Source organism: Eubacterium album (assembly GCF_025336545.1).
Classification (GTDB): Bacteria; Bacillota; Clostridia; order Lachnospirales; family Lachnospiraceae; genus Eubacterium_U; species Eubacterium_U album.
This window is the reverse complement of sequence record NZ_JAODBU010000004.1, coordinates 202933-219020: the sequence shown is the minus strand read 5'-3', so window position 1 is coordinate 219020 and position 16088 is coordinate 202933. Positions and strand designations below refer to the sequence as shown.

Annotated in this window: 12 protein-coding genes; 2 read left to right on the top strand and 10 right to left on the bottom strand. The window is 33.1% G+C overall.

The window, feature by feature from the left end:
- Positions 1-6: 6 nt before the first annotated feature.
- The 6 genes from N5B56_RS05515 to N5B56_RS05490 form a co-directional block, all read right to left on the bottom strand.
- Positions 7-2631 carry an Ig-like domain-containing protein gene (locus N5B56_RS05515; protein ID WP_260978539.1) on the bottom strand — a complete coding sequence of 875 codons (2625 nt, stop codon included), beginning with the start codon at positions 2629-2631 and terminating at the stop codon, positions 7-9.
- 30 nt (positions 2632-2661) lie between these two features.
- Complete coding sequence (locus N5B56_RS05510; RefSeq protein WP_022089383.1) at positions 2662-5064, bottom strand: DNA gyrase/topoisomerase IV subunit A; 2403 nt, start codon at positions 5062-5064, stop codon at positions 2662-2664.
- Positions 5065-5160: 96 nt separating this feature from the next.
- Positions 5161-7071 (bottom strand): DNA gyrase/topoisomerase IV subunit B, encoded by a 1911-nt coding sequence (locus tag N5B56_RS05505; protein WP_022089384.1) that lies wholly within the window; start codon positions 7069-7071, stop codon positions 5161-5163.
- A gap of 14 nt (positions 7072-7085) precedes the next feature.
- Complete coding sequence (locus N5B56_RS05500; RefSeq protein ID WP_260978538.1) at positions 7086-7739, bottom strand: histidine phosphatase family protein; 654 nt, start codon at positions 7737-7739, stop codon at positions 7086-7088.
- A gap of 207 nt (positions 7740-7946) precedes the next feature.
- Positions 7947-8357 carry a GNAT family N-acetyltransferase gene (locus tag N5B56_RS05495; protein ID WP_260978537.1) on the bottom strand — a complete coding sequence of 137 codons (411 nt, stop codon included), beginning with the start codon at positions 8355-8357 and terminating at the stop codon, positions 7947-7949.
- A gap of 13 nt (positions 8358-8370) precedes the next feature.
- On the bottom strand, positions 8371-8760 hold the full coding sequence (locus N5B56_RS05490; protein WP_260978536.1) for a hypothetical protein: 390 nt from the start codon (positions 8758-8760) through the stop codon (positions 8371-8373).
- Between N5B56_RS05490 and N5B56_RS13515 the strand changes: the two genes are divergently transcribed.
- A complete protein-coding gene (locus N5B56_RS13515; protein WP_428979584.1) occupies positions 8660-9280 on the top strand; it encodes a Pr6Pr family membrane protein in 621 nt (206 codons plus the stop codon). The genes N5B56_RS05490 and N5B56_RS13515 overlap by 101 nt on opposite strands.
- A gap of 209 nt (positions 9281-9489) precedes the next feature.
- Here N5B56_RS13515 and N5B56_RS05485 read toward each other — a convergent pair whose 3' ends face one another.
- The 4 genes from N5B56_RS05485 to N5B56_RS05470 all read right to left on the bottom strand — a co-directional run bounded on the left by N5B56_RS05485 (position 9490) and on the right by N5B56_RS05470 (position 15417).
- Positions 9490-10071, bottom strand: coding sequence for a manganese efflux pump MntP (locus N5B56_RS05485; protein WP_118565227.1), 582 nt, complete (start codon positions 10069-10071; stop codon positions 9490-9492).
- 123 nt (positions 10072-10194) lie between these two features.
- Positions 10195-12582, bottom strand: coding sequence for a YhgE/Pip domain-containing protein (locus N5B56_RS05480; RefSeq protein WP_260978535.1), 2388 nt, complete (start codon positions 12580-12582; stop codon positions 10195-10197).
- Between the two features lie 10 nt (positions 12583-12592).
- Entirely contained in the window at positions 12593-14683 is a 2091-nt protein-coding gene (locus tag N5B56_RS05475) for an efflux RND transporter permease subunit (RefSeq protein ID WP_260978534.1), read from the bottom strand.
- Positions 14684-14859: 176 nt separating this feature from the next.
- Positions 14860-15417 (bottom strand): TetR/AcrR family transcriptional regulator C-terminal domain-containing protein, encoded by a 558-nt coding sequence (locus N5B56_RS05470; protein WP_022089391.1) that lies wholly within the window; start codon positions 15415-15417, stop codon positions 14860-14862.
- A 162-nt stretch (positions 15418-15579) separates the two neighbouring features.
- Between N5B56_RS05470 and N5B56_RS05465 the strand changes: the two genes are divergently transcribed.
- Positions 15580-16056, top strand: a complete 477-nt coding sequence (locus N5B56_RS05465) for an S-ribosylhomocysteine lyase (RefSeq protein ID WP_260978533.1) — start codon at positions 15580-15582, stop codon at positions 16054-16056.
- Positions 16057-16088: the final 32 nt, after the last annotated feature.

Sequence of the window (16088 nt, the reverse complement as noted above, 5' to 3'; positions counted from 1 at the left end):
TTACTGCTATTTGCTCAAAGATACAACCTTAGAATATTTTCCATATACTTTTTTCCCATAAACTACCTTGTAACTTCTTACTTTGTAATAATATGTATAGCCGGAAACTGCTTTACCATCAGTAAATTTTACAACAGTATTTTTCTTTGTTGTTCTTACTCTTCTATATTTTAACTGGATGTTTGACTTTTTGTATACCTGATATCCTGTAACCCATTTATCTCTCTTCCATCTTACTACAGCACTATTTCCCTGCAACGCCATTGCGGATACAAATTTTACCCTCTTTGGAACTACTTTTGCAGATGCTGCTGCTGAGAATGATGATTTATGTGTTTTTCCACCACTAACAGTATAAGTTCTTATTTTGTAGCTATATGTGTTTCCTGTAACAAGTTTTTTATCTTTATATGATGTTACGGAAGCCGACAATTTAGCAATCTTTTTATATTTGCCTGCACTGTTTCTTCTGTAAATAATATATCCACTTACATTTGTTGCCGCATTCCATGTCAGTTTAATTGTGTTCTGATTATATGAAGCAACAGACTTAAAGCCAATCTGACCTGAAATAACAGTTATCAATGCCGTTGCTGTCTTTTTACCATTGTTAGTAGTAACTGTAATTGTTGCTGTTCCCGGAGCTACTGCTGTTACCACTCCCTTTTTAACTTTAGCTACTGCCGTGTTATCTGATTTCCATTTTACATTTTTATTAGTAGCATCCTCAGGAATCACAGTTGCTTTTAAAGTATATGTGTTTCCCACTCTTAAAGTCTTCTTTGTTTTATTAAGTTTTACTCCTGTTACCGGACGTATAACTTTAATTTTACAAGTACCTACAGCTCCACCTATAGCTGTTGCAGTCGCAGATATTGTAGCATTTCCTACTCCAACACCTGTTACTTTTCCTGTTTTTGAAACTTTAGCTACTGACGTGTTACTTGAAGTCCATGTTACTGTCTTATCCGGTGCATCAGTAGGATATACTGTTGCATTTAATTTTACTTTCTTCCCTACACCAATTGTTGCCTTTGTCTTATCTAATACACATCCTTTTGTGAATACTTGTATTGTATATGTTGCAAAATTACCACTTACTGCAAATGCTCTTATTGTAGTTGTTCCATCACCTACAGCGGTAATATTTCCTGCATCATCAACTGTTGCTACAGCAGGATTGTCTGAACGGTAAATTACTTTTTCATTAGGATTTGATGTAGTTGCCTTAACACTTACTGTTGTACCTGTAATCAAATTATTTTCAACTTCAGGTGTAACATATTCTGTTGAAACATATCCTGTATAAGAAACTCCGTTTTTTACTACATCAACTTTGGTCCAATATGGATTACTTAACCAGCTTACTGAATAATTTCTGTCTGTAAGCACGTTTTCTTTTATTGTAACGACATCATCTTTACTTAATTTAGTTAATGAACTATATCCGGTACTTGGGCCCTGTCTAAGATTTACATTTGATGTAATAACACCTGTCTTATCTCCTGATTTGCCCATTGTAACAGTTGTATTATCTCCAGGCATATTGTTGTATACAGGAATTATAAAATGACGCTGATTACTTTTAATTCCCAATGTATCATAAGCTTTTGCTGTAGTTCCTGTCTCTGATGCACAGCCAAATATATTTGTCATGTACTGATGTTTATATGTATTTTTAGCTGTTACATTAAACTTCTGCAAATATGTTGTATTCTGTCCTACATTGATATACTTTTCAGCTATATATTGTGCTCCACCTATTATTGAAGCTCCCGGAGTATTCCAAGGTGTACCATATCCATTCTTTGCGTTTGAAGCCCATTTTAAACCGTTTAAAATGGGCTGTGAACTTGTACTTGCACCTATATTATAGAAATTATAAATTCCTTTATATGATGTTGAATAATTTCCGGATACACTTCCACTTGCTCCCATTCCTGCATAAATTCCGTTTCTACCTGAACCTACTTCCTGTAATATTTTTGAAGCAATATAATATGCACTTGCACCTGAAGTCTGAGCCGCCTGCAATATCTTTGATGAATAGCTTTCTGCCGTTGGAATATATGTTCCATTTGCATCAAGGTAAGCTATATTTGTATTAGCCATAAATGAACCTGTAAGTATTGCCTCAACGCCTGCCTGTGTCTGATTAACTGCATCATATGCTAAATTTTCAAACATAAAAACATATGTATCGTTAAGAAAATTTCTTGGATCCATAAAGTATGCTACTGCATTTTTAGAAGCTGTTACCCATGTACTTCCATCTTTTGCAATATATTTTCCTGTAGCTGTATTATAGTCACCTGAAGCATTGCTCTGTAAAAACTCTGAATAGTTTGTATGTGTAAGACTTCTGTCATTAGATGCTTCATTATCTACTGCTGTTCCAAAATCAATTCCTGTATTAAAAGGCTGAAATGTCCAGTTAGGATATGTTGCATGTAACTGTCTTAAATACGGCTTGTAACTTTCCGGAAATCCACTTATGCTCGCCTCAAATGTTGCGTCATCTGCTTTGACTTCCGTAACTCCACTAAACTGTATGCTACTTACGATAATTGCAATTGCTAAAATTGTAACCTGTATATTCTTTGCTATTTTTGTAAAAATTTTACTTTTCAAGTGTATCCCTCTTTTCTCCTAAGTCCTTATTTATATTCGGACTTTAACACCTTTCGTATCTCTTCTTCCTGTTTTAAGTTTTCTAAGTTCAACTTTCTTTCCCTTGTATTCAACAACATCATTGTCTCCTACATCTAACAGATAAACATTACTTACACAATCATCTGCATTTAATTTAATTCCTCTTACACCAACTGCAGTTTTCTTCTTTTCAGGAATCTCCTTAAGTGGAAATCTTAAAAATACCCCATTTTCCGTCTGAAGAACTAATATTTCCCTTGTATACTGAAGTTCTGTATTATTTCCTGCACTATCCATTTGCGAAGGTGTATCAAAATTCATTTCTAACTGAACATCATCCATAGGCATAAATTCGTCATCTGAACCTCCTGTTAATGCAATCGGCATTTCATACTCTTCATCCTCGACAGGCTTTGAAGTAATTCTTGTAATCTGAACTCCTACAAGACTGTCATCTTCCCCAAGCTTTGTAGCTGCAATTGTATTTCTTGTTGTCTCAAATTCACTGCCATCAACAAGCTTCATCATACCTTTTTTAGTAGTAAACAATAATTTCTTATCTTTAATCATTGAAGCACTAAATAATGCCACAATGCTTTCTCCTGCACTACTGTAATTTCCAAGATTATCTATTGGAACACCTTTATCCCTAAATTTTTTAATCGGCATTTTTATTATCTTTATCTGATGCATGTTTCCATTGTCTGTAAAAATGCACACCTTGTCTGTATTCATGCAATTAAAATAATATTTGTTTTCTTTAATTACCGCTTCTCTGTTTCTGTCAAATGTGGCCTGGTCAATTAATTTGGCATAACCAAATTTATCCATTACAAATACTACTTCCTGCTCAATTATCTTATTATCATCAAATACAGCTTCTTTTCCATCTTCAATAACAGTTCTTCTTGGCTGACCATATTCTTTCTTGATTGCAAGCAAATCTTTCTTGATTACTTTTGTCATGGAACGTCTGCTGTGAAGAATATCCTCGTATTTAGCAATTTTATTTACTAAATCTTCATATTCTTTCTGCAATGCAAGAACTTCTAAACCTATTAATTTAGCAAGTCTTAAATCAAGAATTGCCTGTGCCTGCTTTTCTGTAAAATTAAGATTAGCTGCTAACAGTTCTGATTCAGGATTCTTAAATTTAATGCCTTCAGTATTTCCATTTACAAGACACTCCTTTGCCTGTTTTAACTGCTGACTTCCTCTGATAATTTCAATAATCAAATCAATAATATTTGTTGCTCTTATAAGACCTTCTTTTATTTCTTTTTGTTCTAAAGCCTTATTAAGCATTGTTGTATATTTTCTAGTAGTTATTTCATACTGAAAATCCACATTATACTTAATTATTGATTTAAGCCCCATAACTTCCGGTCTTCCATCAGCTATGGCAAGCATATTTACACCAAATGTATCTTCAAGCCTTGTCTTTTTATATAGCATATTTGTAAGTTTTTCTACATCTGCTCCTTTTTTAAGTTCAAGTACTATTCTTATACCATTTTTATCTGATGCATTTGAAATATCAACAATATCATTTGTTTTTTTATTTTCCACAAGTGAAATAACGTCTGATATAAATTTACTAATATTAGCACCTATCATTGTGTAAGGAATTTCTGTTATTACAAGCTTGTCTTTCTCTTTTCCTTTACCTTTTTCAAATTCAAGCTTTCCACGTAATTTTAATTTACCGTTTCCTGTCTTATAAATGTCTGCCAACTCGGATTTGTTGGCTACAATTCCTCCTGTTGGGAAATCCGGTCCCGGCATTATTTCCAGTAATTCTTCTGTTGAAATGTCATTATTCTCCATATATGCGATAACTGCATCTATTACTTCACCTAAATTATGAGTAGGTATATTTGTTGCCATACCAACGGCAATACCTTCTGCTCCGTTAACTAAAATGTTAGGAACTTTTACCGGAAGAACTACAGGTTCTTTTTCCATTTCATCGAAGTTAGGCATGAAATCAACAACATCTTTATCTAAGTCTGCTAAATATACATCCTGTGTAAATTTCTTTAATTTTGCTTCCGTATAACGCATTGCGGCAGCTCCGTCTCCTTCAATTGAGCCGAAGTTTCCGTGCCCGTCTACTAAAGCCATTCCCTTTTTAAAATCCTGAGACATTACAACTAATGTTTCATAAATTGAGCTGTCACCATGTGGATGATATTTACCCATTGCTTCACCAACTATACGTGCTGATTTACGATGTGGTTTATCATAGTTAAGTCCTAACTGTTCCATGGCGTACAAAACTCTTCTCTGTACCGGCTTAAGTCCATCTCTTGCGTCAGGAAGTGCTCTGGCACAAATTACGCTCATAGCATAATCTATGTATGATTTTTGCATTACCTCAGAATATTCTGTTTTCACTATCTGTTCTGACATATGTTACTCCTATATAATATGTATTGTCCCTCTCTACGATGGGGTTGGTAATCGGAAACATCTATAGAAAATAAATTCATTTTGTTTCCTAAATGCTTATATATCTAATTCTGCATCTGTCGCATGTTCGTAAATGAAGTCCCTTCTAGGTCCTACGTTATTTCCCATAAGCATTTCTGTTACTTCTGATGCTAATCTTGCATCTTCTATTTCTACCTGCTTCAAAATTCTCGTTTCAGGATTAAGTGTAGTTTCCCACAACTGGTCTGCATCCATTTCTCCTAAGCCTTTATATCTTTGAAGCGTAAATCCTTTATGATCTTTTCTGTATTTTTCTAAAGCTTTGTCATCATATAAATACTGACCTTTTCCCTTTTTAGGTACAACCTTATATAATGGCGGTGTTGCTAAATAAACATGTCCATGCGTAATTAATTCAGGCATAAATCTATAGAAAAATGTTAATAACAATGTATCGATATGAGCTCCGTCAACATCGGCATCCGTCATTAAAATAATCTTGTTAAACTTTAATTTTTCTATATCAAAATCATTTCCATAGCCTTCAGAAAATCCACATCCAAACGCATTAATCATTGTCTTAATTTCTGCATTTGCAAGAACTTTGTCGATAGAAGCTTTCTCAACATTTAAGATTTTTCCTCTTATAGGTAAAATTGCCTGTGTTCTACGCTTTCTTGCGCTTTTTGCTGAACCACCGGCAGAATCTCCTTCGACAATAAATATCTCACATTCTTCTGCTTTTCTGCTTTCACAGTTAGCAAGTTTTCCATTACTGTCTATTGAAAACTTTGTCTTTGTAAGCATATTTGTTTTTGTTTTTTCTTCCTGCTTACGGATTTTTGCTGATTTTTCAGCACATGCAATAACATTTTTAAGTACTTCAACATTTCTGTCAAAATACAATACCAATTCTTCACCTGTAATTTCAGCAGCAACTTTTCCGGCATCAGGATTATCTAATTTTGTCTTTGTCTGTCCTTCAAATCTTGGTTCAGGGTGCTTAACTGCCACAACTGCCGTCATACCGTTTCTAACGTCTGCCCCTGTAAAATTAGCATCCTTTTCCTTTAATATTCCTAATTCCCTTGCATACTGATTTATTACCATTGTAAATTTTGATTTAAATCCTGTAAGATGTGTTCCACCTTCCTGTGTGTAAATATTGTTACAAAATCCTAAAATATTTTCAGAAAATTCATTTACAAACTGAAATGCTACTTCCATTTCAATCCCATCAACAGTCTTTTTGAAATAAATTACATCATGAACCTTTTCTTTTTCTTTATTTAATTCTGCAACATACGCACAAATTCCATCAGGCTCATGATAAGTAATTACTTCTTCTTCTGCAACTCTTTTATTTTCAAATATAATTGTAAGATTCGGATTTAAATATGCTGTTTCATGTAATCTGCTTTTAATTGCATCTGCTTTAAAATAAGTTTTTTCAAATATTTCGCCATCCGGGTAAAACTGTACTGTTGAACCTGTGTCATTTTTTCTACATGTTCCTACTTCTTTCAAAGGATACATTATTTTCCCACGCTCATATCTTTGATTATAAACTTTTCCGTCTCTTTTAACATTTACCTCTAACCATACTGAAAGCGCATTTACAACTGATGCACCAACACCATGGAGACCACCGGAAATCTTATAACCTCCGTCTCCAAACTTTCCTCCGGCATGAAGTACTGTAAATACTACTTCAACTGCAGGACGCCCTGTCTTATCATTTATATCAACCGGAATGCCTCGACCATTATCACTAATAGTAGCACTACCGTCTTTTTCCAATGTTACTTTTATTTCATTACAATATCCTGCTAAATGTTCATCAACTGAGTTGTCAACAATTTCATAAATCAAATGATTAAGCCCTTTTGTTCCAACACTTCCTATGTACATTCCGGGTCTTCTTCTAACCGCTTCTAACCCTTCTAATACTGCAATACTATTACCGTCGTAATTACTTTTTGCCATTACTAACTCCTTGATTACTTATTTGGATTCAAAAATCCATTGCCAAAATGTTTTCTTAATAATCTGTCTTCATCTTCAAAATGAGCATAATCGTTAAGTCTCTCGATATGATATGTTCCCAAATCTTTATCATACATAATCTCAGATATACTACAATTTTCAAGTTGTCTGCCAAATGTAAGCCACTTAGCATAATCAGCCTTAACTATGCCTGTAAGTAATGCCCTTATAGCACCTCCATGAGTTACTACCACTACATTTTCATAATCTTTATGTGCTATCTCATCTATCGCTTCAAAAACTCTGTTAAATACCATTTCACAATTTTCACCACCGGGATATGCCATATCCTTTTCCATCTTTGAACGCTCTGCGAGAAAATCCTTATATCTTTCTTTAAGGACACTGTTTTCAAGTCCTGTTAAATCACCAAACTCTGCTTCCCTTAATCTTTCATCAACAAATCTTGGTTTCTTAACATATTCATTTATTATATCTGCTGTTTCCTTCGCTCTAATTAAATTGCTTGAATACACAACTTCAATTCCATATTTAGCTAAACGCTTTCCTACTGAGTGCGCCTGCTCTCTACCTTCATCGGACAATTCCACATCAACATTACATAATTTACTGTTCTGTCTGCCATGTCTAATTAAATAAATATTCATATCACACCTGCCTTATCTAAATCTTTCCTTTTTTTACATATATATGATACCTTCAGATTGCTTCGTGCTTCACACTCTCGCAATCTGACCAACATTCGCATATCGTGGGATTTCATTCCACTTTTATGCTCATGTTGGGACGGGTCATGAATTCCATAAACCACATTTGAGCAAGCTCATGTGGTTTATGGAATTATAACCCTGGTATCACAGGTATTGAATCATTCCAGGACCTAATTTGTCCGTTGGTCTTTCTATAAATCCACATTTTTTATAAAAATGTTCTCTTCCCTTTGCACACATTAAATCAAACATCATTTCCGTACCGGGAATCTTTAATTCTAAAACAAATTCTTTTATATTTTGTAATAGTCTGTATCCTATACCACTTCCCTGATATTCCGGTACTACAATCAGATCCTGTACATAACATATAACTGCTCCATCTCCCACGACTCTTCCCATTCCTACCGGTTTGCCATTTTCATATGCAACAACTGTATATAAACTGTTTTCCAATGCTTTTTTAGCCTGTTCTTTAGTCAATGGTTTCCATTTAACTTTTCCCCTTAACATCAAATATGTATCTACATCTAAAACATTTTCTTTAAGTACCATCTTGTTCCTCTATTCAATCACATATTCTGCCCACTTTAACTAATACATTATACTTTATCTGCCAATTCACTTCAAGAAATTTTATTTTTTGCTTTGTTTTTGCTTTATTTTCATGATTAATATTTTTCATTTTGCCCACACTATTTTTATGCAGATTATTTTGTAAACCCATTTTGTAGATTATTTTTTTGGAGGTAATTACAGATATGAAAAACAGATATGCTTTTATAAATTCTTTTAGTTTTTCCCTGATTTTCAAATTATTCGTTTTAGGAATAGCATCATTTTCTTTATATTTACATATTGATATTGATGATTTACCAAATACATTTAGATTTTTTGGATACTTTACCGTACTTTCTAATTTATTCTGTTTTATTATATTACTTTTAAATATTATCAAAATGATTTATAACCGTATTTCTTTTTCGGAAAAATATACTGCTTTAAAAGAATACTCACATTTTTTTGTTTTATTTAAAGGAATGAGCCTTATGTCAATAATCTTAACATTTTTCATATTTCACTATATGGTTGCTAATTACAAATATCCTCTGCTTATAAATAACATCTTAAATCTTCCTATAAAAGATTTATTTGCTCATTATCTGCTTCCGCTTTTTTATGTTGTAGACTGGCTTCTTTTCGCCCCTAAGGGATTGCAGAAATTAAATGCTCCCTTCATCTGGGCTTTATATCCTTTTGTTTATCTTATTTTTACATTTGTAAGACTCTATCAGGTGCCTGCGTCTTCATATTTTCATTTAAATGAGGCTCCTTATTTTTTTCTTGATATAAATAAACTTGGATATGAGCGGGTAACAATTTTTTCAATAATTATACTTTTTATTATTTTGTCTATTGGATATTTGATTATCGGAATCGAAAAAATTATGTGTATACTTCAAAATCGAAAGTTATAATCCGGCTTTCACTTATTTTGCACGCAAACAAATACCAGGCTGTGAATGTAATTCGCAGACTTGTTATTAACTTGAGTTACCTCCCATTCTTGACAAAGGGCAAAAAATAGTGCTTCACTTTTCCAGCAAAGCACTATTTTTATACTTATTTTCTGAAAGTCGGTTTTCATACCACTTTCGGTTTTCTTATTAAGTTTATTTTTCAATTTCTAACCTAATACAAAGCATCTGATTGCCATGTCAATTCCAACGATAACCAACAATGCTCCACCTGCTATATAAGCCTTTGTTTTTTGTTCAAATCCTGCTCTGTATCCTGTATACATTCCTGTATATGCGGCAACCCATGTTACAACCACTACTAAAATTCCTAAATTCAAAGGATTCGTATTACAAAGTCCTGCTGCAATACCTGTAGTTATTGTATATCCTCCAATTACCACCAATGGAAGAATGTATTTTTTTAATTCCATTTTCTCTTCTAATTTTTCATTGATTATATCATTCTTTAGTGCCTTAATAATTAACCTTATTCCTAGCAATACAAATATAGCAATTGCCAAAATGTGTCCAATAACTACTTCGTCGGCTGTTGTTACTATGTTAATTAAAAGTCTTGAAATTATATATCCTACTCCAAGCATTACAAGCTGAAGCAACGAAAGAATTACTCCAATTATAGTAAGTCTGCTTTTTTTAATATTTGCCACCATGGAGCCATTACACTCCATGATTGCAAATACTTCAAAGGATATACCAAATATAATCATTACATTTTCAATCCAAGTCACACAACCCCTCCCTTTTATCTGCTTTAATTTGAGGTTGAATATCAATTGATTTAATATCAATTTATTTTCACAACTAACTAAACCTAATGTTACTCACATAACATATTATGTGCTTTATTTTTATTATTTATCAGCTGAAACTCCATCAGTCTTAATAATAAACTTAACGTTACTGTTTACTCCATCTGCTGTCTTAGTAAATGTTGTATAATTCTGAGCTGCTCTTGAAGTTGCGTTAATTCTATTAACTAACTTCTTAACATCTCCGTTGTATGATGAAATAAGTTTCTGAATTGCTTCATCATTGAATTCTTTCATTCCATCTTTAAGTTCATTTGCACCGTCATCCAACTTGCTTACGCCATCACTAATAGTTGTTGTTGCTTCATTTAACTGTTTTGCACCTTTGTTAAGAGTATCATTGTTTGCAACTAATTTGTCACTACCTGTTTTTAACTTCTTAACACCTGACTTTAATGTTGGCATACTGTCATTTAATGTTCCTACACCTGTGTAAAGTGGAGAAATAGCTTTTTCATATAAAGTTTCAATTCCTGAATCTAATGATTTTGCACCATCTTTTAAATCTGAACTTCCGGATGCGACTGATGATAAACCTGATTTAATCTGGCTTGCACCTTCAGATACAGATTTAGCTCCTGCAGCTAACTGCTTTGTACTAGTTGCAACACTTGTCATTGTTGTGTCTAATGTATTTACACCTGTTGCAGCTTTTCCGGCTCCTGTTGCCAATTCTTTAGCACCATCCTGTAATTCTTTTAAATCTTCTTTCTTAGCTGAAACATTGTCTGCTACTTCATCCATAACTTTCAATGAAGCTACAGCTTCTGATAAAGAATTAACATTTTCTGTTGTTTTTGTAAGAACCTTTGCTGCACTCTTTGCATCTGTAACACCATAAGCATCAAGTCCTGTATAAGTATCTGCTGCAATTGCTGTAAGAATTGCAGTCTGAAGTTTCTTAGCATCTTTTAATGCTTTGTCAGCCTCATCGTATGACTTAACTCCGGCTTTAGCTAATTTTGTATAAATTCCTTTTTCCTGCTCTGCGATTGTGTTTCCAAGTCCGTTAATTGTGTCAGCTACTTCATCAACACCTGCGCTTACTTTCAATGCTCCATTCTTCAAATCTGTCATTGAAGTATTTAATATTGAAACCTGACCTGCAATTGTTGTTACACCATTGCTTAATGTTTCCATGTTAGTGCTTACAGTATTACTTCCTGTAGCTAATGTATCTGCACCTGTTGATAACTTATTAACACCTTCATTTAATGTCTTACTTCCATCTGCAAGTGCTTTAGCACCACCACGGATTGTCTTTGAATTTTCTTTTGTTCCAAAGTTTGTATAAATAGCATCTACAGCTTTTTTAACTGACTTCATGCCTTTTACAAGTTTTCCTGAAGATTTATATAATGTATTAATTCCTGAACTTACCTGACTTACACCGCCTGTATATGTTGCAATACCATTTTTAAGTGTAACCATTCCTGACTTAAATTCAGGCATATTGTTATTTAATGTATCAAGTCCTTCAGCTAAATCACTTGAACCATCCTGCAATTTTCCAGCTGCATCATCGATTTCATCAACTTTTTCATCTAAATCTGATAAGTCAATATCGCTAATGTCAAATCCTTCATTACATAAAGCAACTGTCATTGTCATATCGAGACTGAAGTTTTCAACATCTGCTGTCATTTCTACATAATCAGGAATTTCAACTTCATCATCACTTAAATCAAGATTGTCTTTCATTCCAGGCATTGCCATACCAACTACAATCTGATTCTTACCATCAGAAATTACCTTACCATTCTTAACATCTACATTCTGGAAATCATCATTTAATATCATTCCTGAAACTGCGATAAACGGTACATAAATTTCTTCTTCTGCTCCATTTATGTCTGCTTTAACTTTTTCGTTATTTGTGTAATCAAATCTTACAGTAACTTTTCCACTCTTTCCGGCGATTTCATCTGCTGTCATTTCTTTTCCGTCTAAATAATATGTTATTTTAACATTAACAGGAGTTTCTTTTTCTGTAGTTCCCTGATAATAAATATCATTTCCTTTTGCTTCCCATTTGATGTTTTCGCCATCTTTTGTAAATGTTTCATCACCATTTACATTCTTAATGTCCTTTAAATCAGATTTATCTACAATAACATCTTCTCCAGCTGCATTCTTTAAATGATCACTTACGATTGTGCTTGTAGCTTTACCTGTGTTATCAGCAATTACATATACTGTTTCATCTTTGCCTATTTCTTTTTCTGAAACTGAGATAACATTATCAATTGCATCTTCTAACTCGCTCTTGTCATCACTATTTACATCTGTCTGAGTTTCTTCTGTAGAAACATCCTCCGGATTTGCAAATGTTGTATATCCATATGTTGATGCACCTGCAACAACAACTGTCATTGCACATGCGATTGTTCTTATTATAAACTTCTTACTAATTAAATTTGATTTTCTCATAGCGAACCTCCTACTTATTTGAAACTAACTCTTTGTTAATGAAACCTTTACTTGTTTTAATTATTAATTTATCAAATATCATAAATAATGACGGTAAAACAAATATAACTACTATCATACTTATGATTGCTCCTCTTGCCATTAAGTTACATAATGAACTAATCATATCGATATTAGAATACATACCTACACCGAATGTAGCTGCGAAGAAACTTAAAGCACTAACTATAATTGACTGCATGGATTCTGTAAGTGCCTTTGTAATGGCTTCCTTCTTACCTAATCCTGAGTATCTTCCATTCTTATACTTTGTTGTCATAAGAATTGCATAGTCAACTGTTGCACCTAACTGAATTGTACCAATTACGATTGATGCAATGAATGGCAATGTTGTTCCTGTGTAATATGAAATTCCCATATTCATACAAATAGCCGCTTCAATAACCGCTACTAAAATAAACGGTAATGAAATTGATTTAAATACAAATAATATAATTACAAATACCATTGCAATTGAAAGTGCATTAACTACTTTAAAGTCTGTATCTGTTGTTTCAATTAAGTCTTTAGTACAAGGTGCTTCACCTATTAACATTCCATGCTTGTCATAACTCTTTATTATTTTTTCCAACTGGATACACTGTTCATTTACTTCATCTGATGCTACCGCATATTCAGAACTTATTAATAAAAGTTCATATTTATCATTAATCAAATCTTCTGAGAGACTCTTTGGAATAATATCTCTTGGTATAGACGGACTTAATATTGAATCAATACCTAATACTGTTTTAACTCCATCTAAGTCTTTCATCTGATTAATCATCCTATTTGCATCTGCCTGTGAAAGACTGCTGTCTACCATTGCGATATGAGTTGCACCCATTGCATACTGTTCATCCATCTTAGTATTTGCTGTAATACTTGGAAGTGTCTTTGGTAATGAACCAACTAAATCGTAGTATACTTTGTTGTTCTTGTAACCAAATACTGCAGGTACTAATAATATTAAGAAAATAATTATGCAAATAGCTCTTCTCTTAATAACTGTTTTACCAATTCTACCTACATCAGGGATAATTGGTTTATGTTTTGTCTTCTGAACAAATTTATCAAAGATTAAAAGCATTGATGGTAAAATTGTTACACATCCAATTACACCGAATACTACACCTTTTGCCATTACTACACCAAGGTCTAAACCTAATGTAAATGTCATGAAACATAATGCTATAAATCCGGCAATTGTTGTTATTGAACTTCCTGTTACTGAAGCAAGTGTTTCACTAATTGCATTTGCCATAGCCGTATTATGATCATCCGGCGTCTTTTCACACTGTGCTTCATAACTGTGCCATAGGAAAATTGAGTAGTCCATTGTAACAGCCAACTGAAGTACTGCTGTTAACGCTTCTGTTAAATATGACATTTCACCTTGAATGAAATTCGTACCAAGGTTATAAACAATTGCCATTCCTATTCCAAGTAAGAAGAATAATGGAGCTGCTGCTGAATCCATTGTTAACTGTAAAATTATAAGTGAAAGTATAGCTGCGATAATTACATAAATTGGAATTTCATGCATTACCAAATCTTTAATATCTGTAACTACAGACGACATACCACTTATATAACAATCTTTAGATGCAACTTTTCTTAATTCTTTTACTGCATCCATTGTTTCATCTGAAGACATTGATGAATCATATAAAACAATCATTAATGTGCTGTCAGCATCTTTATTATTGAAAAATTCCCGGATATCATTTGGAAGAACATCCATTGGAACTGTAAGGCCTGCAATTGAGTCATACCAGATAACTGATTTTACATGTTCAACTTTCTCCATGTCCTTTCTCATTGCTGATATATCTTTTTCATCCATTCCTTCAACTACACATAAAGAAAAGGCTCCTGTTCCAAATTCATCTAACAGAATATCCTGTCCTTTCATAGTTTCCATATCCTGTGGTAAATAGGATAAAATATCGTAATTAATTCTTGTTGTTATAAAACCAAATGCAGAAGGTATTAATAAAAGTAAACTGATAACAAATATCAATACTCTGTATTTAACAACTTTTTGTCCGAATTTTTTCATTCTTATCACTTCACCTTTCTTATTTTTCTGCACTCAGTATAAAAAAAAAGACCGAATACTTAAATATTCAATCTTTTTTCCATGTCTCTTTTAAATATACAAATCTGTCAATTTGTATATTTGATTTATTCAACTGTAATATCATTGTATTTTACATCTGACACAAAATTTTAACATTAAAAGAAATCTGTCATCTGCTTAGTCATCATATATTCATACGCTGCTGCAATTTCTCTTGGTGGGATATTCATCCCTGACTTTATCCATTCTATAACGATATAACACATAGACTGCGCATAAAACTGTGCAACCCTCTCATACGTAATCCACGGATGAGCCTTATCCATCTTAGGTCCCTTTTTCTCCATAATTGCAAGTAGTATCTGTCTTACACAATCCTCTGCGATACTCTGCAATGAATTCTGTCCTTCTAACTTTACTGCATTCATATAAAAAGGCTTGTCTTTTTCTAATGATGTAAACATCAAGACAACCGCTTCATTAAACATTCCATTCTCAATTAACGGAGCCGCCGGCCTTATAATCTGCTCCATAACTATCCATTCTATCAGTTCATATTTATCTTGAAAATGATTATAAAATGTTGGTCTGATTACTCCTGCTTTATCCGTAATATCTTTTATAGTTATTTTTTCGATAGGATGTCTACTTGCAAGTTCCTTGAAACTTTCTGCCAACGCTAAATCAATTGCCTGCTTTCCCTGTCCTGTCATATTTTCCTCCTAGTGTTTCACACGCATTCTCTGTTCACTCTCTCCATAATATTCACAACTATGGCTTAGTATAACACGTTTCCACTTTTTTTCAACCTGTGTTATAATTATAAGAATAGTAAAATTATACGATTTAAGCATATGTTTACGGAGGATTTTAAAATGAATAAAATAACAAGTTTTACAATAAACCACCTGAAATTATTACCGGGTGTCTACGTTTCAAGAAAAGATAAAGTAGGCGATAATGTTCTTACAACATTTGACCTTAGAATTACCCGTCCAAATTATGAACCTGTTATGAATACTGCCGAAATTCATACAATAGAACATCTTGGCGCAACTTACCTTAGAAACAACTTTGAGTGGGGCAATAAAACTATATATTTTGGACCAATGGGATGTAGAACAGGTTTCTATATGATTCTTGCCGGAGACCTCACTTCTAATGATGTATTGCAGCTTGTAAAAGATATGTTCCTATTTATAAAGAACTATGAAGGTGATATTCCGGGTGCAAGTGCAAGAGACTGTGGAAATTATCTTGATTTAAATTTATATATGGCTAAATTTATTGCTGCAAAATATTATGACATTTTATCAAATATTACTCCTGAGCAATTAGTTTATCCTGAATAAAATATATTGTTATATATAACAAATACCCTCTT